Raw genomic sequence first — 19,025 nt, 5'->3', positions numbered from 1 at the left:
GGCCGCCGCCGGAGCGGCCGTCCCGGCCTCGCCGGCCGCCGCGCCCTCGGACGCGGTGCCGGCGGCGCCCGCCGTGCCCGACTCGAGTGCCTTGCCGGAATAGCCGGGCACCTGGATCTGCGGGAACGGGCCGGTGTTGCGCAGCGGCATCAGCGTGATCTGCTGCAGGGTGACCGGCCCGGCGATGGCTCGGGGCGCGGCGGGCTCGGGGGCCTTCGGCTCGTCCTCGTCCTCGCCTTGCCGCGAGACGTACCGGTGCAGCGTTCTCAGCAGGACGAACAGTCCCAGCATCGACACGATCGGCGGGACGGCGGCCGTCGCCTGGTAGGAGAACGACCGGTGGCCGACGTGTCCCACGTTGAAGATGAGGCTGGCCGTCCAGCCCGCCAGGGCGATGGCCAGCGGCAGGAAGAAGTCGAGCCAGCTCATCATGTCGCGGCGGCGCAGCACGAAGGCGTCGACGGCGAGCAGGAAGAGGCCGAGTTCGCCCACGATGATGAACAGGTCGACCAGCAGCGGGAACGAGTCCGCCTTCCAGCCCCGGAGACCGTGCTCCAGCGCCCAGTGGTAGAGCCCGGCGTAGGACTGGGCGAAGCCGCCGGCGGTCGCGGTCATGACCGCGATCGCCATGAGGGCGATGGCCCCCCACCGTGTGATGACCTGTACCCGGTTGGCAGCGCTCATGCGGCAGGTGCTCCAGATTGTCTTACCTAACCAAATGTGATCGGTGGGAGACTATCCATTCCTTGCGTGTTTCGTGGGAGATTCCAGTTACGTCTGCGTACCGTTCCGGGAGTTACCGGACCTCCAGGGCGAAATCGCACCGCGCGCCGCCCCTCGCCTGCCGGCCGCCCGGCCTGCGTCGGTGCGAGTGAGCACCCGGCGAGGCGGGCCGCATCGGCGCCCGGCGGCGTGCATCGATCCGGGGATCCGGGGAACGCGGGTAGTAAGCAGCATTTTGGGGGGAATGTCATGCCACACCCAGGGAGCCAGACGGACGCCGACGACGTGCGCGGCGCCGTGCTGCCGCTGGAGTACGCCGAGGACCTCGACCCGCTCCTCGACCGGATCGGGGACGCCGCGTGCGTGCTGCTCGGCGAGGCCAGCCACGGCACCCACGAGTACTACGCCTGGCGGGCCGCGATCACCCGCCGGCTGATCGCCGAACGCGGCTTCTCCTTCGTCGCCGTCGAGGGCGACTGGCCGGACTGCCGCCGCGTCGGCCGGTCGGTCACGCTGGCGCCCGGCGGTGCGCGGGACCCGCGGACCGTGCTGGACGCCTTCGAACGCTGGCCCACCTGGATGTGGGCGAACGAGGAGACCGTCCGGTTCTGCCGCTGGCTGCGCGAGCACAACGCGGACCTGCCGCCGGACGAGCGCGCCGGCTTCTACGGCCTGGACGTCTACAGCCTGTGGGAGTCGCTGCGGGCCGTCGTCGACCATCTGGCCGATCACCGTCCCGAGTACCTGGAGACGGCGCTGGAGGCCTACCGCTGCTTCGAGCCGCACGGCGAGGACCCGCGGTCCTACGGGTGGAACACGGCGCTGGTCCCGGACGGGTGCACCGAGGAGATCCTGGCGCTGCTGACCCGGCTGCGCCGCCCGGTGTCGCACGGCGACTCCCGCGACCCCGACGAGGAGCTGGACGTCCGGCAGAACGCCGAGGTCGCGGCGGGCGCCGAACGCTACTACCGCGCCATGATCGGCGGCGGCCCGGAGTCGTGGAACGTCCGGGACGTGCACATGGCCGACACCCTCGACCGGCTGATGGACTTCCACACCCACGGCGGGCAGGGCGGCAAGGCGGTCGTGTGGGCGCACAACACCCACGTCGGCGACGCCCGCGCCACCGACATGGCCGAGGCCGGAATGGTCAACCTCGGGCAGCTCGCCCGCGAGCGGCTCGGCCGCGACCGGGTCGTCGCCGTCGGGTTCGCGGGCGGCCCCGGCGAGGTGGTCGCCGCGCCGCGCTGGGGCGACCCGATGGAGGTCATGGCCGTCCCGCCGCCGAAGCACGGGTCGCTGGAGGAGGTGCTGGCGCGGTCGGAGCTGCACCGCGGACTGTTCGTGGTGCCGCCCGAACGCGACATGCCCGGCTTCCTCACCGGCAGCCTGGGGCAGCGGGCGATCGGCGTCGTCTACGATCCCGATCGCGACCGGCGGCAGTACGTCCCGACGACGCTCGCCGATCGCTACGACGCGCTGTGCTGGTTCCGGAACACGACCGCGATCGAGCCGCTGCACATGGAGGCGGCCCGGCGCGGCGAGCTGGAGACCATGCCGACGGGCGTGTGAGCAGGTCCGACGCAGGAGGACGAGCATGACGCTGACCATGGCCCCCGGGCCGCTCGCCGGGTCGCCCGGCGACGACGTCAACTTCCGCATCGAGGGGCCGAAGCACCGGCTGCTGATGCACGACTTCCCCCGCCGGGTGCACGCCCGCTTCGGCGGGGAGGTCGTCTTCGACACCGAGCACGGCAAGCTGCTGCACGAGACGGGGCTGCTGCCCGTCCTGTACGTCCCGGAGGAGGACGTCCGGACGGACCTGCTGGAGAGGACGGACCACAGCACGCACTGCCCGTTCAAGGGCGACGCCGCGTACTGGACGATCCGCGCCGGCGGCCGCGCCGCGGAGAACGCGGTCTGGGGATACCCGGAGCCGCGTCCCGAATCGTCCTGGCTGCGAGGTCACATGGCCTTCTACTGGGACCCGATGGACGCCTGGTACGACGAGGACGAGCAGGTGCACGGGCACCTGCGCGACCCGTTCCACCGGGTCGACGCCCGGGCCTCGTCCCGGCACGTCCGGGTGCTGCTGGACGGGAAGGTCATCGCCGAGACCGAGCATCCGATGCTCCTGTCGGAGACGGGCCTGCGCAACCGGTTCTACATCCCGGCCGAGGACGTGCGCCGCGAGCTGCTGACCCGCAGCGGCAAGCACACCGTCTGCCCCTACAAGGGCGAGGCGACGTACTGGTCGCTGGACGGCGCCGAGGACGCGGCCTGGTCCTATGAGGAGCCGCTCGAGGACGCGACGAAGATCCGCGGCCATCTGAGCTTCGACCACGAGGCGGTGACCGTCGAGACCGAGCCGCCGCCCGGCACGTGACCGCGGGGCCGGACGTCGCGGTCGCCGGTCAGATCGTCCGCGACCTGGAGGACACGCCGCCGCCGGTCCTGCTCACCGTGTCCGACATCGCGGCGGCCGGGCCCGCGCCGGCCTCTAAACGGGTCGCGCCGGACCCGCCCGGCGTTCCATGATTCTCGGCATGCTGGACACATCTCTCTACCTGGCGTTCCTCGTCGCCGCGCTCGCCCTGTGCCTCACTCCCGGCCCCGACATGATGTTCATCGTGGCCATGGGCGGACGGGGCGGGCCCGCCACCGGCGTGATGGCCGCCGCGGGGGTGGCCACCGGCGCCCTCACCCATGCCGTCGCCGCGATGCTCGGCCTGTCGGCGCTGTTCACCGCCCTGCCGACGCTCTACCACGTCCTGCGCTGGGCGGGCGCCGCCTACCTGCTCTACCTCGCGGTGAAGTCGTTCCGGGACCGGGGCGAACCCGGCGAGGCGACCGCGCCCGCCGGGCCGGGGCGGCTCCGCGCGTTCGGGCAGGGCGTCGTCACCAACCTGCTCAACCCGAAGGTCATCCTGTTCAACATCGCGTTCCTGCCGCAGTTCGTGAACCCCGGGCTCGGCCATCCGATGGTGCAGTTCCTCGTCCTCGGGCTGACGCTCGTGCTGATGGGGCTGGTGGTGGACGGGACGGTCGGGCTGCTGTCCGGCCGGCTCGCCGCGGTGCTGCGGCGCAGCCGCCGCGTCGCGCGGGGGCTCAACCTCTTCAGCGGTACCGTCTTCACCGGCCTCGCCGTCCGGCTGCTCGCCGTCCCGAAATAGGACCGCGCCGAGATGCGCCGGGGCGGTTTACCGTGCAGGTGACAGCGGGCATGTCAAGGTACCCGGCGACAGGTAAGGAGGAGGACCGTGGCACCCTCCTCGCCGTGCTTCCCCCGCCCCGGTTTCTGGGCCGCGCTCGACACCGCGCAGCGGACCGCGCTGCGCGCCGCCGCACGCGCCCGGCAGTACGCCGTCAAGGCGCCGCTGGTCTACCAGGGCGACGAGTCCGACCATGTGATCATCATCGAGCGGGGCTGGACCAAGGTGACCTCGTCCACCGAGGACGGGCACGACGTGGTGCTGGCCGTGCGCGGGCCGGGGGACCTGCTCGCCGAGAGCGCGGTGCTCGGCGGCCGCACCCGCTCGGCGACGGTGACCGCGCTGTCGCCGGTGCGCGCGCTGGTCGTTCCCGCCAACCGGTTCACCGGGTTCCTGGACGCGCATCCGGACGTGTGGATGCTGGTCACCGGAACGTTCGTGCAGCGCATCGACGACTCCGACCGGCGCCTGCGCGCACACGTCGCCAGCCGGGGCACGCAGCGGCTCGCGCGCCTGCTGGCCGACCTCGCCGAGCGCTCGGCGCAGCACGTCCCGCCGGCGCCGGACGGGTCGATCGTCATCGGGCCGCGGCTGTCCCAGGAGGAGCTCGGCAGCTGGATGGACGCCTCCCGGGAGACCGTCGCGCGGGCCCTGACCGGGCTGCGCGCCGCCGCCCTGATCCGCACCGGCCGGCGCCGGATCACCGTCGTCGACCTGCCGGGTCTGCGCGCGTACGCCGGGGACGCCGAACCGGCGGACTAGTCCCGCCCCGGCCCCGGCGACGCGAACTTGTCAATGACAAGATAGGATCCCGGCATGAGGGACGACGCCTACCACCACGGTGATCTGCGGCGGGCCGTCATGGCGGCCGCCGTCGACGCGATCGCCGAGTCGGGCCCGGCCACCTGGAGCCTGCGCGAGCTGGCCCGCCGCGCCGGCGTCTCGCACGCCGCGCCCGCCCACCACTTCGGCGACAAGGCCGGGCTGCTCACCGCCGTCGCCGCCGAGGGGTACGCGCGATTCGCCGACGCGCTGGAGGGCGCCGGCGGCGACTTCCACGAGGTCGGGCTGGCCTACATCCGCTTCGCCGTGGATTACCGCGCCTACTTCGAGGTCATGTTCCGGCCCGAGCTGTACCGGGCCGACGACCCGGAGGTCGCCGCCGCCCGCGCGCGCGCCGACGCCGTCCTCGTGCGCGGCGCCCGCAGCGTCGCGCCGGACCGTCCGGCGGGCGATCTCACCGCCCCGATCGCCGCCTGGTCGATCGTCCACGGCTTCGCGGAGCTGTGGCTGCGCGGCGCCCTCCCGGCCGGGCTCGGCGACGACCCGGTGGCCGCCGCCGAACCGGTCATCCGGCTGCTGTTCGAGAAGCGACCCTAACCGTCGCCTTCACACCGGGGGCGTGCCCCGCGGTGCGGTCGCCGCCCTAGGGGCGGGGGGTGACAGAAGCGCGCGGCGGCGCGGTCTCGGGCACCGCGACCCCCGCCTTGGCGGGGACGCACAGCGCGGCGATGATCCCGGCGGCGGCCACCCCGGACGCGACCCACAGCGCGGGCTTGAAGCCGTCGACGAACGACTCGGGCGAGGCGTAGCCGCCCTTGTGGGCGAACACCGCGGCGAGGATCGCGATGCCGAAGACGCCGCCGAGTTCGCGCAGCGCCGTGTTGGTGCCGGCCGCCACGCCCACGTCGCCGGCGGGCACCGCCGCCGTCGCCGCGCCGGCCGTCGTCGCGAAGATCATGCCGGTGCCGACGCCCGCGAGGACCAGCGGCCCGACGAGCGTCCCGTACCCCACGTCCGGCGAGGTCACCACCGCGAGCCAGCCGAACCCGGCCGCCTGCAGCACCATCCCGCCCGCCATCAGCGGGCGCGGCCCGACGCGGTCGGCCAGCGCACCGGACAGCGGCGCGGCGATCATCGGCATACCCGTCCAGACCAGCAGCCGCAGCCCGGTCTCCAGCGGGGAGTCGCCCAGCCCGATCTGGAACAGCTGGGTGATCATGAACAGAGAGCCGAGCAGCGACACCGCCTGCAGGAAGATCACCGCGTTGGCGGACGAGAAGGCGCGCAGCCGGAAGTACGCCAGCGGCAGCATCGGGTGCGCGGCCCGGCGCTCCCACAGCAGGAACAGCACCACCAGCACGGCCCCGGCGGCGAGCGCGCCGGCCACCTCCGGCGAGTCCCAGCCGGCCGACGGCGCCCGGACCGGCGCCCACGTCAGCGCGAACATGCCGAGCCCCGCGAGGACCTGCCCGGGCAGGTCCAGATGGGGGCGCGGCCCGCGGCTCTCCCGCAGCAGCGTCGCCGACAGCGGGATCATCACCAGCCCCACCGGCACGTTGATCCAGAAGATCCACTGCCAGGCCAGCCCGTCGGTGATCGCGCCGCCGAGGACCGGCCCGCCGGCCACCCCCAGGCCGGTGATCCCGCCCCACAGCCCGATGGCCGCACCGCGCTTCTCCACCGGGAAGACGTCGCTGATCAGCGTCAGGGTCAGCGGCAGCAGCAGCGCCGCGCCGGCGCCCTCGACCACCCGTGCGGCGATGAGCGCGCCGGCGCCGCCGGCCAGCGCGCACGCGGCGGACGCCGCGGTGAACACGGCGAGGCCCGTCACGTAGATCCGGCGGCGCCCGAACCGGTCGCCCAGCGCGGAACCGGTCAGCATCAGGCAGGCGAACGCCAGGTTGTAGGCGTTGATCGTCCATTCGAGGTCCGACAGGCTCGCGCCCAGGTGGGTGCGCAGCACCGGCAGCGCGGTGGCGACCACCACCACGTCGAGGGAGCACAGGAACGCCCCCATCCCCGCCAGCACCAGCGTCCAGCCCCGCCGCGCCGCCGGGACGTCGCCCGTCGCGGGCGCCTCCCGGCCGGTCGCGGTCTTGCTCGTCATCTCCGGCATCCCGGTCCCTTCCCTTGGAGCGGATCGCTCACCGGGTACAGACCGCCGCCGATCCGGAAGGAACCGGTGCGGTCGCCGGAGCCGGGGAGGGCAGGACGGACGGCAGCCCGAACCGCGGGAACAGGTCCGGGTCGAGGAAGGCCGTGATCCCCGCGACGCCGCCCGCCGAGGCCGTGAGGACCTGGACGCAGTGCGCTCGGTGCACGCCGTCCGGGTCGCGCCGGTAAGCGGCGAAGGACGGCTGGCCGTTGGCGGACACGGGGAGCAGGCGCATGTCGCCGGGGCCGGTGAAGATGTGCGCCGCGGCGAAGCGCGCCACGTCGCCGCGCCCGGCGAACCACGCCGCGTACGGCGGCATCTCCAGTATCGCGTCCCGCGTCAGCAGTTCCGCGAGCGCCGCCGCGTCGGCGTTCTCGAACGCCGCCGCGTACCGGTCGAGCAGCGCGCGGACGTCCGGATCGCCGGGTTCGGCGACCGCGTCCTCCTGCGGCGCGAGCCGCTCCAGCTGCTCGCGCGCCCGCTGCAGCATGCTCTTGACCGCGACCGTGGACGTGCCGAGCGTCTCGGCGACCTCGGCCGCACGCCAGCCCAGCACGTCCCGCAGGATCAGCACCGCGCGCTGCCGGGCGGGCAGATGCTGCAGCGCGGCGATCAGCGCGAGCCGGACGCCGGCGCGCGACGCGACGACCGCGGCCGGGTCGCCGCCGTGCGCCGCGTCCGCCCACCCGCCGGGCAGCGGCTGCAGCCATCCGATCTCCGGCCGGATCGGGCCGGGCGAAAGGTCCGGGTCGGAGTCCGGCGCGCCCAGCCCGGACGGCAGCGGCCGGCGGCCCCGCGCGCCGAGGCCGGTCAGGCACACGTTCGTCGCGATCCGGTGCAGCCAGGTGCGCAGCGACGCCCGCCCCTCGAACCGGTCGAACGACCGCCACGCCCGCAGGTACACCTCCTGGACGAGGTCCTCCGCCTCGTCCAGCGACCCGAGCATCCGGTAGCAGTGCACCAGCAGCTCGGCACGGTACGGATCGGTCAGCCGCACGAACTCCCCGTCATCGGTCATCGGCAATCCCTTCAGTGCGCCCACACCTGTACAGACCGGTGCGGCGCCCGAAACGAACCGGCCGCGGGCCGTCGAATTCAGCGGGACGCCGGTGCGGTCTCCGCGGACGCGCCCTCCTCCAGCGCGGGATCGGCGGGCGCGGGTTCGGGGACGGCGGCCAGGTCGGCGCGGAAACGGCGGTTGAGGGCCGCGCGCATCCGGGCCGCGCGGCTGCGGGCGCGCGGGCTCTCGACGCCGCCGGAGGGCGGCGGGACGTCCAGCGGGACCGCCGGGGCCGGACGCGGATCGGTGATCGCGGCCGTCCCCTCCGCCGGAAGCCGCCGCTCGACCTCGCTGAACCCGCCCTCGGGCGACTGCCGGATGACGCCGGTCTCCAGCCCGTGCTCGACGAGCGCGAGGTCGCGGTGCTGCAGGCCGACGCAGATCCGGTAGGTCACGACGTAGGCCAGGACGGGGCCGAGGACGACCGCGAACCGGAAGAACCAGGTCGTCCAGAACAGCGGGACGTCGAACCGGTCGGCGATGACGTCGTTGCCGCCGGCCGCCCACAGCGCCCCGTAGAACACGACGCCGCCCATGCCGATCCCGGTACGGGCCGGGACGTCGCGGGGCCGGTCGAGCAGGTGGTGGATCTGCCGGTCGCCGGTGACCCAGCGTTCCAGGAACGGGTAGGCGGCCAGCCCGGTGAACAGCAGCCCCGGCACCACCAGCGCCGGCACGAGCACGCTCAGCGTGACCGTGTGCCCCCACGCGCTGATCTCCCACGACGGCATGATGCGCAGCGCGCCCTCCAGCCAGCCCATGTACCAGTCGGGCTGCGAGCCGGAGCTGATCGCGCCCGGGTCGTACGGGCCGAACAGCCACACCGGGTTGATCTGCACGAACGCCGCGAGCAGCACGGTCACGCCGAACACCCACAGGAACAGCGACGTGGTCTTGGCGACGAACACCGGGAAGAACGGGTAGCCGCGCACGGTCGTGTTGGTGCTGCCCTTGCCCGGGAACTGCGTGTGCGTCTGCCGCCATGTCAGCACCACCGCGTGCAGGGGGATGAGCGCCGCCAGGATCCCCGGGATCAGCAGCACGTGCACGATGTACAGCCGCGGGATGATGTCGGTGCCGGGGAACTCCCCGCCGAACAGGAACATCACCAGGTACGACCCGACCAGCGGGACCGACTCGGTGACGCCCTCCAGGATGCGGATGCCGGTGCCGGACAGCAGGTCGTCCGGCAGCGAGTAGCCGAACAGCCCGTTCAGCATCACCAGGATGAACATGGTGATGCCGATCAGCCAGTTCAGCTCCCGCGGCTTGCGGAACGCGCCGCTGAAGAAGTTGCGCAGCAGGTGGACGAGGATCGCGCCCATGAAGATCAGCGTCGCCCAGTGGTGGATCTGCCGGACCAGCAGCCCGCCGCGCACCTCGAAGCTGATCTTCAGGGTCGAGGCGTACGCCTCGCTCATCCGGACGCCCTTGAGCTGGGTGTAGGAGCCGTTGTAGACGACCTCGTTCATGCTCGGCTTGAAGAACAGGGTGAGGTACACCCCGGTGAGCAGCAGGATCACGAACGAGTACATCGCGATCTCTCCGACCAGGAAGGTCCACTGGTCGGGGAAGGCCTTGCGCAGCGCCTTGCGCGCGAAGCCGGTGGTGCCGAGCCGCTCGTCGAGGGCGTGCGCCGCGGCGTCCACGCTCCGTGCCGCGCTCGTCCCGGTGCTCGGCATCGTGTCCGCCATCGACGCCGTCCTTTCGTCGGTCTGGACCGGTTCTGCGCATAAGACCGATCAAGACCGACGAATGTGACATCGACCGATGTGCGACCCGTCACATGGCGGGTACGGCCCACCGTTCGCGGCGCTGGTAGCGCGGCAGCCAGCGGGCCCGGTACAGCAGGCGGAACGGCGGCGGCAGCAGCCGCATTACCGCGCGGAACGTGGCGTCCGGCGCCCCATCCAGCAGCCACGGCAGGAACGAGGCCAGCCCGCGCATGCCGAGTTCCCGGCGCATCTCGACGTCGAACGTGCCCCACTCGAAGGGGGACAGCGCGCGGTGGATCAGCGGCAGCATCTCCGCCTCCTTGTAGTCGAGGAGGCCGTTCACCGCCGCCGGAAGGGCGCGCGCGTACTGCCGGAACGCGCGCCGGTCGCCGTGCTCCAGCGCCGCGTCGACCCCGTCCAGCAGCGGGACGACCCGGAACGCGCGCAGTTCCAGCGCGTCGAACACGGCGGGACGCTCACGGCCCCGCATCACCGCCCACAACGCGCGCTGCTCCGCCGCCTGCTGGGCCAGCCAGTGCCGCCGGAACATCGCCCAGCCGCGGGCGACCCGCCCGGCGTCCGGGACGGCGCCGGCCTCGGCCGCGGCCGACATCCGGGTCATGTCCCGCCGGAACGCGTCGTAGGCGGCGTTCAGCATGGTCAGGTTGAACCGCCGCGGCGTGCTGCTCTCCGGCATCGCGCCCATGCCCCCTCCAAACCCTCCGTGCGACCCGTCACAGAGAAGATGGATCAGTGCCGCCGAACGTGACGCGATCGGGGCCGATCGGGCTGTGACCTGCCCCACATCGCGCTGGCCCGGGCGGTGCTATATGTCCATGTCATCACTCTTCCCCGCCGCGCCCCTCTGATGCGGCCACGAAACCGGGAGTCGCCATGACCGTCGGCGCAGGCACCGAGGTGACCCTGCGCGGCCTCGGCGGGCTGCCGCGCGACCGGGACCTGCTGCGCGCCGTGCACCGCCGGGCGGAGCACAACGCCGGCGTCTACGCCGCCGTCGAGGAGCCCGGCGTGCTGCGGCCCGGCGATCGGGTCGAACTTCTGCCGTGACCGCGATCATCGCGTACCCTGCCGCCTGATGATTGATGAGCAGACGTCGGTGAGCTCCCGGCATGTTCTGTGCGTGCTCGGTACGGGGCTCGACCTCGGCGAGGTCGAGGCGCTCGCCGAGAAGGAGGGCTTCGAGCTCGACTGGGAGTACTCCGGGCACGCGCCGGACCCGCGGATGCCCGCCGCGTTCGAGGCGTGCGGCGCGGGCGCCTCGTTCACCGGCCGGGACTGGGAGGCGGTGCGCGAGCACGACACCGTCGCCTACCTGCTGTCGCCCGCGGTCCGTCCCGGCGTCGCGTTCACCGTCGCCCGCCGCACCCTCGCGCTGGCCGCCGAGCTGCTGCGCTCGGGCGCCACCGCGGTGAAGAACGAGAGCAACGGGCTCGCGCACGGCCGCGACCGGTGGCTCGACCTCGCCTACAAGGCGTACGCGGGGCAGGAGGCGGCCGTCCCGCTCTACCAGGCGTGGGTCAAGAAGCCGATCACGACCGGCGCGCTGTACTTCAGCTGCGGCATGCACCTGCTCGGCGCCCCGGACGTCGAGCTGGACCATCCGGGCGCCCCGCACCCCGACGACGTGCTCGACCTGATCGACGGGCTGGCGCTCTACCTGCTGATGGAGCAGCGGACGCGGGAGGTCCAGGACGGCGAGCTGTTCGCCCTCGACGACGGCGCGGACCCCTGGGTGCTGCGGCACGGGCCGTGCGAGCGGTTCGCCGAGGACGACTACTTCCACAACCCGCACGGCTACTGGCGCCTGGTCCCCGCCTAGAGGTCGGGCATCTTGTCCAGCAGCCAGCGGACGCTGTTGTCGCCGCCGAGCGCGGGGAAATGCCGCGCCGCCTTGTCGCACAGATCGACGAGGTGCTTCTTGCGCCCGCTCGCGGGCAGCTCCACGTACTCGAAGGTCGGGCCGATCTGGGTGTCCTCGCCCGACCGGCTCTGCGCGAGCGGCCCGGCCTCCACCGGCCGCGCCACCATGATCTCGGCGATGTTGGCGAGCAGGCCCTGCATCGCGGAGATGAACGTGCGCTCGTAGCCGTAGCGGAGGTTGCGGCCAGCGGCGTCCACCGCCGCGGACGGCGTCCGGTACAGCACGTCGATGAAGTGCAGCACGTAGCAGTACACCGCGTTGAACAGGTCGTTGACGGCGGCGGCCGCCTCGTCGTCGGCGTACTGGAACCACTTGGGGTCGGTCGGGACCTTCCACACCGGGCCGATCGCCTCGACGCCCTCGGCGATGCGCTGGAACTTGGTGTAGTGCGGCAGCTCGTCCATGCCGAGCTTCGGCTTGAGCGGGTCGATGCTGACCGACGGCTTCTTGGGGTCGGCGCCCTCGCCCTGCTCGACGATGATCCTCAGCGCCGTCTGTGCGGTCGCGAGGTTCTCGACCGCCAGCGGCGCACCGCCGCCGTCCTTGTTCCAGTACGCCGCCACGTACTGCAGCTCCTTGTGCGGCGCCGCCCACAGGGCCGGGCCGTCGAGGTCCTTCAGCCCCTGCTTGATGGCCCCGTAGAACAGGCCGATGGTGGTGTACTGCCCCTTCGGCGGCTGCCCCTCCTTCGGGTCCGCGTACGGCCGCTCGAACTGCATGAAGACGTCCCGGACGACCTCTTTGGCGCACGGGGCCGCGTGGAGCAGTAGCGGCGGATGCCGGTGCAGCATGTATTCGGGGTAGTCGGGGATGAAGTCCTCGCTGTGGAACGTCACCTTGTCGCCGGCGCCGAGCGCGACGAGGATGTTGCGGACGAGGCACAGGTGCAGCATCTCCTCGATGACGATGCTGCGGATCAGCCGCTGCGCGCTCATCCCGGGGTTCCAGCGGGACGTGCCGATCCCGCCGATCGAGTACATCGCGTACAGGTACATCGGGATGGTCTGCAGCTCGACGGCCGCGGCCTGCAGCAGATGGTTGACCAGGTCGTCCTTGGTCCGGACGCCTTCGGCGGCGTTGACGGGATGCGCGTCCAGCACGGCGGCGAGGGACGCGCTCGCGGCGGGGGCGGTCTCGGTGGTCATCGCGGAATCTCCTGTCGGGGGAGCGGGACCGGCGCGGCGGGGACGCGCTCGGGGAGGCGGGCCGTGAGCCACCGCTGGGCGATCCAGCGGCGCAGGTGCCGCCGGGCCGCGCCGTCGCCGAGCGCGGCCAGCGCCGCCGCCGCGTCCTGGCCGGCGCCCAGCAGCAGCGCGGCGAGCAGCGCGAACGCCTCGGCGGGCGGCCGGACGGTGACCACGCGGAAGTCGCGGCGGAACACGACCAGGTCGGACGGCTCGGGCCCCGGCGGATCGGGCCGCGCGCCCCGCCGGACGGCCGAGTGGTACTCGTGCACGGCGGCGCACGCGCGGAACACCCGCAGGCCGGGCGCCGCCGCGGCGGTCGCCGCCCCGGGCAGCTCCGCCGGCCACGGCGCCGGCGGCTCGCCCTCGGTGCCGGGACCGTCGTAGACCTCGGCGAACAGGCATTCGTACCGCACCAGGTCGATCACCAGGTCGATCCAGAACTCGCGGTGCGCGGCGGGCCGGCGCCGGTCCGGGCGGTGCGCGGCCAGGTGCGCGGCGAGCCGGTCGTCCAGCCGCGCCAGCGTGTAGGAGCGGGACGGGCGGGCGTCGAGGTACTCGCCGGCGAACGCGTCGAACAGCTCGGCGCCGAGCAGGGCCCGCAGCGCCGGATGCCGGTGCCGCATCACCTCCAGCAGCCGCCGCCGGCACCCGAGCCGGTAGATCTCGATGCGGCGCTCCGCGTCGAGGCCGCCGGACGCGTCGAGCAGCGCCGCGGCGCGCTCCGGCCGGGCGGACGGCGCGGTGATCGCGTCCTGGAACCACTGCTGGGCGGCCCGCAGCGACGGCGGCCCGCCCGCCGCGCGCCCGTCACCCATCGGACACCGCCCTCGCGGGCACCGCACCTTCGGGCACCGCGTGTTCGGGCAGGGCGCCGACGTGCAGGTCCGCCTTGTGCAGCTCGTCCAGCAGTGCGGGGAACGGCGGGATGTCCTCGTCCCACTCCAGCAGGGTCGGGACGGCGCCGGCCAGCGACGTCGCTAGCCGGTACAGCCGCCACACCGGCTCGGCCACCGGGCGGTCGTGGGTGTCGACGAGGTGGTCGCCCATGTCGGTGTGCCCGGCCAGATGGATCTGCGCCACCCGGTCGTGCGGGAGGGCCCGGATGTACTCCTCGGGGTCGAAGCCGTGGTTGACCGACGAGACGTGCACGTTGTTGACGTCCAGCAGCAGCCGGCAGCCGGACTCCTCGCACAGCCGCGCGAGGAACTCCCACTCGGTCATCGTCGAGTGCGCGAACGCCGCGTACGTGCTCGGGTTCTCCAGCACCAGCGGCTGCTCCAGCACGTCCTGCACGACCCGGACGCGGCGGGTGATGTGCCGCAGCGCCTCCTCGGTGAACGGGACGGGCAGCAGCTCGTGGGTGTTCACGCCGGCCACGCCCGTCCAGCAGACGTGGTCGGAGATCCAGCGGGCGCCGACGTCCTCGGCGAGCATGCGCAGCCGGCCGAGGTAGTGCATGTCCAGGGGGTCGGTGCTGCCGATCGACATCGACACCCCGTGCATGACGACGGGGTAGCGCCCGGCGATGCGGTCGAGCGCGTGCCGCGGGTAGCCGGCCGTGTCCATGAAGTTCTCGGAGATGATCTCGAACCAGCCGACGTCGGGCCATTCGGCGAGCACGTGCGGCAGGTGGGCCGAGCGCAGGCCGAGGCCCAGCCCGAGCCGGGACCCGCCGCCGCGTGCGGCCGGGGCGGCCGGTGCGGGGCCGGCCGTCACCGTCCCGGGCCCTTCGCGGGAGGCCGCTTGCCGAAGCGGGTCTCGTAGTCGGGCACCTCGTCGTCGGGGAAGCCCTCGCCGGGCGCGGGCCCGAACGGGACGCCGGCCTCGAACATCCGCTGCTCGAACACCTTGCGGGCGCGCTTCCACACGCTGGTGCCCCGGTAGGGGCCGGCCGCGTGCACCCGGCTGACGTTGATCGGGCTGGCGCAGCTGCCGGACCAGCGGCAGTGCTGCGCGCCCGGCAGCGACTGCTCGGCCTCGTGCCCGCTGTAGCCGCAGCCGCCCTGGCCCGCGCATTCGTTGTCGCCGTGGCAGTTGTGCGAGACGGTGGCGCACCGCCCCATCCCGGCCATGACCCCGGTGCCGCCCCGGCCGTGCCCGGCGCAGGCGTTCAGGCCCATGCAGACGTGCAGCTCCGGCACCGGTTTCAGCGGCGGCGGCTCGGGTTTCGAGCCGGCCTCGGACGCCTGGTCGCGGCTCTGCTCGGCCGCCTCGCTCTCTCCTCTGAACTTCTTGACGTCGCGGTAGGTCAGCCTGGGGTCCCTGTCGTCCGGCGGGGCCATGCGTTCGTCCTTTCCGAGCGGGGGCGGGGGCGGAGCGGGGGGTTCGGGGGTGCGGCGGGTCAGGGGTCGAGGCGCTCGCAGTGGAAGCCGAGGACCCGGTCGGGGAGTTTGGCCTCCCCGGCCGGGAAGTTCTCCTCGGTGCCCGCCTCGCACCAGAAGGTGGGGTCGTCGCCGGCGCGTGAGTCGATGAGGAACGGCCCGTCGATGCGTCCGCGCGTCGGCGCGTCGGCGGTGCCCTCGCAGTGCTGGTAGCCCCAGCCCTTGCCCTTGTGGCCGGGGAACGTCCGGTCGCAGGTGTAGGTGGTGGACGGGGCGTCCGCGGACCCGGGGACGGTGCCGAGCGAGGCGACGACCGCCGCCGCGGCGAGCACGCCGGCACGCCGCCTTCCTCTGCGGGTCATGAAGGCTCCAGGGGGTCGGTGACTTCTCGCGACAGGATAATCACGCAGAGTCATCATTTGGAACGGTAGGTTCCTGTCACCCGGAAGCGCCCCCGGCCTGCCGCGCCCTCCGATCGGGAGGACGAGGCAGGCCGGGGGCGCTTCTAGGGGCCGGCCGGGCGGCGGGGCACCATCACAGCCCGGCGCGCGGCGGCTCGGTCAGGTCACCGGGTTGTCGACCAGGTAGACCGTGGGAGAGGGCGCAGCGCAGGTCGCCGGGGCGCCGGCCCCGCCGCCGAACGACAGGTCGGCGGCGGCCGACCCGAGCGAGACGGCCGTGCTCGTCGCCGAGGACGTCGGCGTGAACGGCCCCGCGGTCAGCGTGCCGTCGCTCGGCAGCGGCACGGTGATCTGCTTGTCGCGCACCAGCTGCGTGGTCGGGATCGGGATCCCGCCGGACGGGATGACGTTCTGCGACGCGGGCGTGCCGCCCTCGACCGTCAGGTTCAGCGCCGTGACCTTCCCGGACGCGGAGGTGTACCCCTTGTCGATCAGCTTGTTCACCGTCGCCGCCGGGATCACCAGCGCGCCGCTGGCCTCGGTGAAGGAGAAGGCGGCGCCGCGCTTGGCCACCAGCGGGATGTGCGCGCCGACCGCGATGCCGACGTCGAGGGTGTCGCCGCCGACCTTGCACGCGTACGGCGCGTTGATGATGCCGACCAGCTCGTTCGAGGCGGGCTCGGGGAAGTTCAGCGGCGCACCGGTGATCTTCCCCGGGGGCTGCCCGGACGCGCCGCCGACCGCGATCGTGAGCAGCGCGTTGCCCGCCGACGGCTTGCAGTCGGCGGTGATCGGCAGGCTGAACCCGGCCTGCGACTTCAGGTCCACCTCGGCGAGGGCGTGGTCGAACGCGAGCGTCACCTTGCCGCTGTCCGGCGCGGTGAACGGGCCGACGTCGAACGTCCCGGTCAGCGGCAGCCCGACCTTCAGCGGCTTGCCGGCCTCGATCGCGATGTCGTCGATCTCGAACGGCTTGCCGGCCGCGATGTTGATGCTCGACGGCGTGGAGTCGCTCGCCCCGATGCTCAGGTCCGTGATCTTCGCGTCCGCCTTGTTGATGCCGAGGATGGGCGCCAGGGACGTCAGCCAGGACGGGAAGGTGATGCTGCCCGATCCCTGCGACAGGTAGAACTGCTGGCCCGGGCCGAGCTGGACGGGGGCGACGCCCTGCACGTCCACGTCCGTCGGCAGGTAGAACACCGGCAGCCCGGCGAGGCTGATCGTGCAGCCGATCGGCAGCTTGAACCGGCCGGTGTCCACGCCGACGGCGGGCACGTCGCCGGGCGGGAGCGCCTGCGCGGCCGGCGCCTGGACGAACGCGAGCGCCGCGAGGGCGGCGCCCGCGCAGGCGCCGAGGGACCGCCGCAGCCGGCGGCGCCCGGCCGTCGCGGCGCCCGCCTGTCCGACTCTCATGGGGACTCCTCTCAGAAGTACGCCCACGTACCTGTGGGTTCGGGACATGGTGAACCCCGGCGCGCGGCACGGGATACGGACGGTGATGCGGAAACGCCGCGGCGCGCTTAGCAACCGGCCATAGAAATGCCACGGCCACCCGCGTGGCCGGAGAGTGTCCGCCCAGTAAGATGCGCCCATCGAACGACAGCGGCGCTCCGATGGCGGCGCCCCTTCCGGCGGCCCGCGGTCCGGTGATCGTCGACCTGGCGGCCCTCGGCTGGCCGAGGTCTACGACCCGGCGCGTCCCGGCCTGCCGCGGGGCCGCAGCAGCCTGCCCGCGCCGGTCGTCCGCAAGGCGCAGCGCGAGCGGCTGCTCGGCGCGGTGATCTCCGCGGTCGCCGAGAAGGGCTACCCCGGCACCACCGTCGCGATGGTCGTCGCCCGCGCGCGCGTGTCCCGCAAGGCGTTCTACGACCACTTCACCGGCCTGGAGGACTGCTTCCTCACCGCGCTCGCCGACGCCCAGAAGGTGATCCTGCGGGAGTTGATGAACGCGCCGAAGGGCCTCGGCGAGAAGCCGTCGCCGCTGGCCGTCCTCCAGGCGGGCCTGCGCTCCTACCTGACCCTGTGCGCGCGCGAGCCCGAGTACGCGCGCTGCATCCTGGTCGAACTGCCCGCCGTCGGCCCGCGCGCGCTCAAGGGCCGCAACAAGGCCTACGGCGCGGTCGCCGACGTGCTGCGGCTGTGGCGCGAGCACGCCGCGAAACGCCACCCGGAATGGCCGCCCGTCGAGGACCCGGCCTACCGCGCCGCGGTCGGCGCGATCGCCGAGCTGATCACCGCGCACGTCTGCGCGGGCGACGCGGCGAGCCTGCCCGCCCTGCACGGCCCGCTCACCGACATCCTCCTGCGCATCCTCGCCGCGCCCCTCCCGCGCGGCTGATCGCGCGTCGCCGCCCGCGCGGGCCGGGATGGCCGTACGGTGCTGGCATGGGCATGGTGCACACGGTGGGGCTGGTCCTGCACCCCGAGCGCGACTCCGAGGTCGCCGTCGAAACGATCATCGGATGGGCGGGCCGGCGCGGCGGGACGGTGCTCGGGCTGCCCGAGGAGATCGGCCGGATCGACTGCAGCGCCGTCCCGGTCGGCGCCGCCGCGCTCGCCGACCGCGCCGATCTGCTGGTCAGCCTCGGCGGGGACGGGACGATGCTGCGCAGCATGCGGCTGGCGGCCGGCGCGGCGACGCCGGTGCTCGGCGTCAACCTCGGCCGCCTCGGCTTCCTCGCCGAGATCGACGTGGACGGGCTGGCGGACGCGCTGACCGCCATCGACGAGCACCGCTACCAGGTGGAGCCGCGGATGGCGGTGTGCATGCGGCTGCCCGGCGGGGAGATCGCCTCCGCCTTCAACGACATCGCGCTGGTGCGGATGCCGGGCGACGGCCTCGCGGCGGTGGAGGTGACGGTGCAGGGCCATCCGTTCGTCCGGTACGCCGGCGACGCGGTGATCGTGGCGACCTCGACCGGGTCCACCGCCTACAGCTACTCCGCCGGCGGGCCGATCGTCTCGCCCGCCGTCGAGGGCTTCCTGGTGGTGCCGGCGGCGGCGCACTCGACGTTCAACCGCGCCGTCATGCTGTCGGCGGACGAGGACGTCGAGCTCACGCTGCTGCCGACGTCGGGGACGCTCGCGGTGGAGGTGGACGGCACGGTCGCCGCGCAGCTCAAGGCGGGGGACCGGCTGCACGTCACCGCGTCGCGCGGCGCGGCCAGCGTGATCCGGCTGGGCGGGACGACCTTCTACGAGCGCGCCCGCCGCAAGCTGCGCGTCAGCGGCAGCGCCGAGGCCGACTAGCTGTTCTGTCGCGTGAGGTTGGGGACGCGGGTGGCGGGTGGTTGGCCGCCGAGTGCGGTGTGGCCGCGGTGGTGATTGTAGGTGTAGCCATTGCGGGAGTGCTCGGCGGCGTTGGGTTTCGCTGGTGTAGGGCTGGTTGTAGGCCCATTCGTCGAGCAGGGTGCGGTTGTAGCGTTCGACTTTGCCGTTGGTTTGGGGCTGGTAGGGGCGGGTGCGTTTGTGGGTGATGCCGGCCGCGTGCAGGGTGTCGCGCCAGAGTCTGGAGCGGTAGCAGGAG

General features: G+C 73.3%; 21 protein-coding genes and 1 pseudogene. 10 read left to right on the top strand and 12 right to left on the bottom strand.

Annotated elements, in window-relative coordinates; translation table 11 throughout:
• Positions 1-684, bottom strand: a 684-nt coding sequence (locus tag ABD296_RS44705) for a DUF2637 domain-containing protein (RefSeq protein WP_344282917.1), incomplete at its 3' end; no start/stop codon positions are given.
• Between the two features lie 288 nt (positions 685-972).
• Here ABD296_RS44705 and ABD296_RS44700 point away from each other — a divergent pair.
• The 6 genes from ABD296_RS44700 (at position 973) to ABD296_RS44675 (ending at position 5,315) form a co-directional block, all read left to right on the top strand.
• Entirely contained in the window at positions 973-2,295 is a 1,323-nt protein-coding gene (locus ABD296_RS44700) for an erythromycin esterase family protein (RefSeq protein WP_344282915.1), read from the top strand.
• A 25-nt stretch (positions 2,296-2,320) separates the two neighbouring features.
• Positions 2,321-3,109, top strand: coding sequence for a DUF427 domain-containing protein (locus ABD296_RS44695; protein ID WP_344282912.1), 789 nt, complete (start codon positions 2,321-2,323; stop codon positions 3,107-3,109).
• A complete protein-coding gene (locus tag ABD296_RS44690) occupies positions 3,106-3,261 on the top strand; it encodes a hypothetical protein (RefSeq protein ID WP_344282909.1) in 156 nt (51 codons plus the stop codon). Before ABD296_RS44695 ends, ABD296_RS44690 begins: the two co-directional genes overlap by 4 nt.
• 8 nt (positions 3,262-3,269) lie before the next feature.
• Positions 3,270-3,896, top strand: a complete 627-nt coding sequence (locus ABD296_RS44685) for a LysE family translocator (protein WP_344282906.1) — start codon at positions 3,270-3,272, stop codon at positions 3,894-3,896.
• 87 nt (positions 3,897-3,983) lie between these two features.
• A complete protein-coding gene (locus ABD296_RS44680) occupies positions 3,984-4,697 on the top strand; it encodes a Crp/Fnr family transcriptional regulator (RefSeq protein ID WP_344282903.1) in 714 nt (237 codons plus the stop codon).
• Positions 4,698-4,751: 54 nt separating this feature from the next.
• Positions 4,752-5,315 (top strand): TetR/AcrR family transcriptional regulator, encoded by a 564-nt coding sequence (locus tag ABD296_RS44675; RefSeq protein ID WP_344282900.1) that lies wholly within the window; start codon positions 4,752-4,754, stop codon positions 5,313-5,315.
• A 46-nt stretch (positions 5,316-5,361) separates the two neighbouring features.
• On the opposite strand, the gene ABD296_RS44670 is transcribed toward ABD296_RS44675, so the two are convergent.
• The 4 genes from ABD296_RS44670 to ABD296_RS44655 all read right to left on the bottom strand — a co-directional run bounded on the left by ABD296_RS44670 (position 5,362) and on the right by ABD296_RS44655 (position 10,354).
• Complete coding sequence (locus tag ABD296_RS44670) at positions 5,362-6,825, bottom strand: MFS transporter (RefSeq protein ID WP_344282897.1); 1,464 nt, start codon at positions 6,823-6,825, stop codon at positions 5,362-5,364.
• A gap of 37 nt (positions 6,826-6,862) precedes the next feature.
• Complete coding sequence (locus tag ABD296_RS44665) at positions 6,863-7,891, bottom strand: sigma-70 family RNA polymerase sigma factor (protein WP_344282894.1); 1,029 nt, start codon at positions 7,889-7,891, stop codon at positions 6,863-6,865.
• A gap of 77 nt (positions 7,892-7,968) precedes the next feature.
• On the bottom strand, positions 7,969-9,627 hold the full coding sequence (gene qcrB, locus ABD296_RS44660) for a cytochrome bc1 complex cytochrome b subunit (protein WP_344282891.1): 1,659 nt from the start codon (positions 9,625-9,627) through the stop codon (positions 7,969-7,971).
• Positions 9,628-9,715: 88 nt separating this feature from the next.
• The gene (locus ABD296_RS44655; RefSeq protein ID WP_344282888.1) at positions 9,716-10,354 is read right to left on the bottom strand and encodes a hypothetical protein; all 639 of its coding nucleotides are present in this window, start codon (positions 10,352-10,354) and stop codon (positions 9,716-9,718) included.
• A gap of 188 nt (positions 10,355-10,542) precedes the next feature.
• Between ABD296_RS44655 and ABD296_RS44650 the strand changes: the two genes are divergently transcribed.
• Together ABD296_RS44650 and ABD296_RS44645 are read left to right on the top strand one after the other, a co-directional pair.
• Entirely contained in the window at positions 10,543-10,716 is a 174-nt protein-coding gene (locus ABD296_RS44650; RefSeq protein WP_344282885.1) for a hypothetical protein, read from the top strand.
• A 28-nt stretch (positions 10,717-10,744) separates the two neighbouring features.
• Entirely contained in the window at positions 10,745-11,488 is a 744-nt protein-coding gene (locus ABD296_RS44645; protein WP_344282883.1) for a hypothetical protein, read from the top strand.
• Here the strand turns inward: ABD296_RS44645 and ABD296_RS44640 are convergent.
• The 6 genes from ABD296_RS44640 to ABD296_RS44615 form a co-directional block, all read right to left on the bottom strand.
• A complete protein-coding gene (locus ABD296_RS44640) occupies positions 11,485-12,735 on the bottom strand; it encodes a ferritin-like domain-containing protein (RefSeq protein WP_344282880.1) in 1,251 nt (416 codons plus the stop codon). The two genes, ABD296_RS44645 and ABD296_RS44640, sit on opposite strands and share 4 nt — an antisense overlap.
• Entirely contained in the window at positions 12,732-13,592 is an 861-nt protein-coding gene (locus ABD296_RS44635) for a DNA-binding domain-containing protein (RefSeq protein ID WP_344282877.1), read from the bottom strand. Before ABD296_RS44635 ends, ABD296_RS44640 begins: the two co-directional genes overlap by 4 nt.
• Positions 13,585-14,493 (bottom strand): MNIO family bufferin maturase, encoded by a 909-nt coding sequence (gene bufB / locus ABD296_RS44630; RefSeq protein ID WP_344282874.1) that lies wholly within the window; start codon positions 14,491-14,493, stop codon positions 13,585-13,587. The genes ABD296_RS44635 and bufB overlap by 8 nt, the downstream gene beginning before the upstream one ends.
• A complete protein-coding gene (locus ABD296_RS44625; RefSeq protein WP_344282871.1) occupies positions 14,490-15,059 on the bottom strand; it encodes a hypothetical protein in 570 nt (189 codons plus the stop codon). The genes bufB and ABD296_RS44625 overlap by 4 nt, the downstream gene beginning before the upstream one ends.
• Positions 15,060-15,118: 59 nt before the next feature.
• Complete coding sequence (locus tag ABD296_RS44620) at positions 15,119-15,460, bottom strand: hypothetical protein (protein WP_344282868.1); 342 nt, start codon at positions 15,458-15,460, stop codon at positions 15,119-15,121.
• Between the two features lie 198 nt (positions 15,461-15,658).
• Positions 15,659-16,912, bottom strand: a complete 1,254-nt coding sequence (locus tag ABD296_RS44615) for a hypothetical protein (protein WP_344282865.1) — start codon at positions 16,910-16,912, stop codon at positions 15,659-15,661.
• 364 nt (positions 16,913-17,276) lie between these two features.
• Between ABD296_RS44615 and ABD296_RS44610 the strand changes: the two genes are divergently transcribed.
• A complete protein-coding gene (locus ABD296_RS44610) occupies positions 17,277-17,837 on the top strand; it encodes a TetR/AcrR family transcriptional regulator (RefSeq protein ID WP_344282862.1) in 561 nt (186 codons plus the stop codon).
• Positions 17,838-17,884: 47 nt separating this feature from the next.
• Entirely contained in the window at positions 17,885-18,748 is an 864-nt protein-coding gene (locus ABD296_RS44605) for an NAD(+)/NADH kinase (RefSeq protein WP_344282859.1), read from the top strand.
• Here the strand turns inward: ABD296_RS44605 and ABD296_RS44600 are convergent.
• A pseudogene (locus ABD296_RS44600) lies at positions 18,745-19,025 on the bottom strand (integrase core domain-containing protein); the annotation flags it as partial. The gene ABD296_RS44605 and the pseudogene ABD296_RS44600 sit on opposite strands and share 4 nt — an antisense overlap.

Origin of the sequence: Actinomadura napierensis (genome assembly GCF_039529375.1) — a bacterium.
Taxonomy (GTDB): Bacteria; Actinomycetota; Actinomycetes; order Streptosporangiales; family Streptosporangiaceae; genus Spirillospora; species Spirillospora napierensis.
This window is presented reverse-complemented; position numbering and strand designations above follow the sequence as displayed.

Excerpts from the sequence above, each read along its gene's own strand:
- ABD296_RS44700 (WP_344282915.1), top strand. The coding sequence starts at position 973 with ATGCCACACCCAGGGAGCCAGACGGACGCCGACGACGTGCGCGGCGCC.
- ABD296_RS44695 (WP_344282912.1), top strand. The coding sequence starts at position 2,321 with ATGACGCTGACCATGGCCCCCGGGCCGCTCGCCGGGTCGCCCGGCGAC.
- ABD296_RS44685 (WP_344282906.1), top strand. The coding sequence starts at position 3,270 with ATGCTGGACACATCTCTCTACCTGGCGTTCCTCGTCGCCGCGCTCGCC.
- ABD296_RS44675 (WP_344282900.1), top strand. The coding sequence starts at position 4,752 with ATGAGGGACGACGCCTACCACCACGGTGATCTGCGGCGGGCCGTCATG.
- ABD296_RS44670 (WP_344282897.1), bottom strand. The coding sequence starts at position 6,825 with ATGACGAGCAAGACCGCGACCGGCCGGGAGGCGCCCGCGACGGGCGAC.
- ABD296_RS44665 (WP_344282894.1), bottom strand. The coding sequence starts at position 7,891 with ATGACCGATGACGGGGAGTTCGTGCGGCTGACCGATCCGTACCGTGCC.
- qcrB (WP_344282891.1), bottom strand. The coding sequence starts at position 9,627 with ATGGCGGACACGATGCCGAGCACCGGGACGAGCGCGGCACGGAGCGTG.
- ABD296_RS44655 (WP_344282888.1), bottom strand. The coding sequence starts at position 10,354 with ATGGGCGCGATGCCGGAGAGCAGCACGCCGCGGCGGTTCAACCTGACC.
- ABD296_RS44650 (WP_344282885.1), top strand. The coding sequence starts at position 10,543 with ATGACCGTCGGCGCAGGCACCGAGGTGACCCTGCGCGGCCTCGGCGGG.
- ABD296_RS44645 (WP_344282883.1), top strand. The coding sequence starts at position 10,745 with ATGATTGATGAGCAGACGTCGGTGAGCTCCCGGCATGTTCTGTGCGTG.
- ABD296_RS44640 (WP_344282880.1), bottom strand. The coding sequence starts at position 12,735 with ATGACCACCGAGACCGCCCCCGCCGCGAGCGCGTCCCTCGCCGCCGTG.
- ABD296_RS44635 (WP_344282877.1), bottom strand. The coding sequence starts at position 13,592 with ATGGGTGACGGGCGCGCGGCGGGCGGGCCGCCGTCGCTGCGGGCCGCC.
- ABD296_RS44625 (WP_344282871.1), bottom strand. The coding sequence starts at position 15,059 with ATGGCCCCGCCGGACGACAGGGACCCCAGGCTGACCTACCGCGACGTC.
- ABD296_RS44620 (WP_344282868.1), bottom strand. The coding sequence starts at position 15,460 with ATGACCCGCAGAGGAAGGCGGCGTGCCGGCGTGCTCGCCGCGGCGGCG.
- ABD296_RS44615 (WP_344282865.1), bottom strand. The coding sequence starts at position 16,912 with ATGAGAGTCGGACAGGCGGGCGCCGCGACGGCCGGGCGCCGCCGGCTG.
- ABD296_RS44605 (WP_344282859.1), top strand. The coding sequence starts at position 17,885 with ATGGGCATGGTGCACACGGTGGGGCTGGTCCTGCACCCCGAGCGCGAC.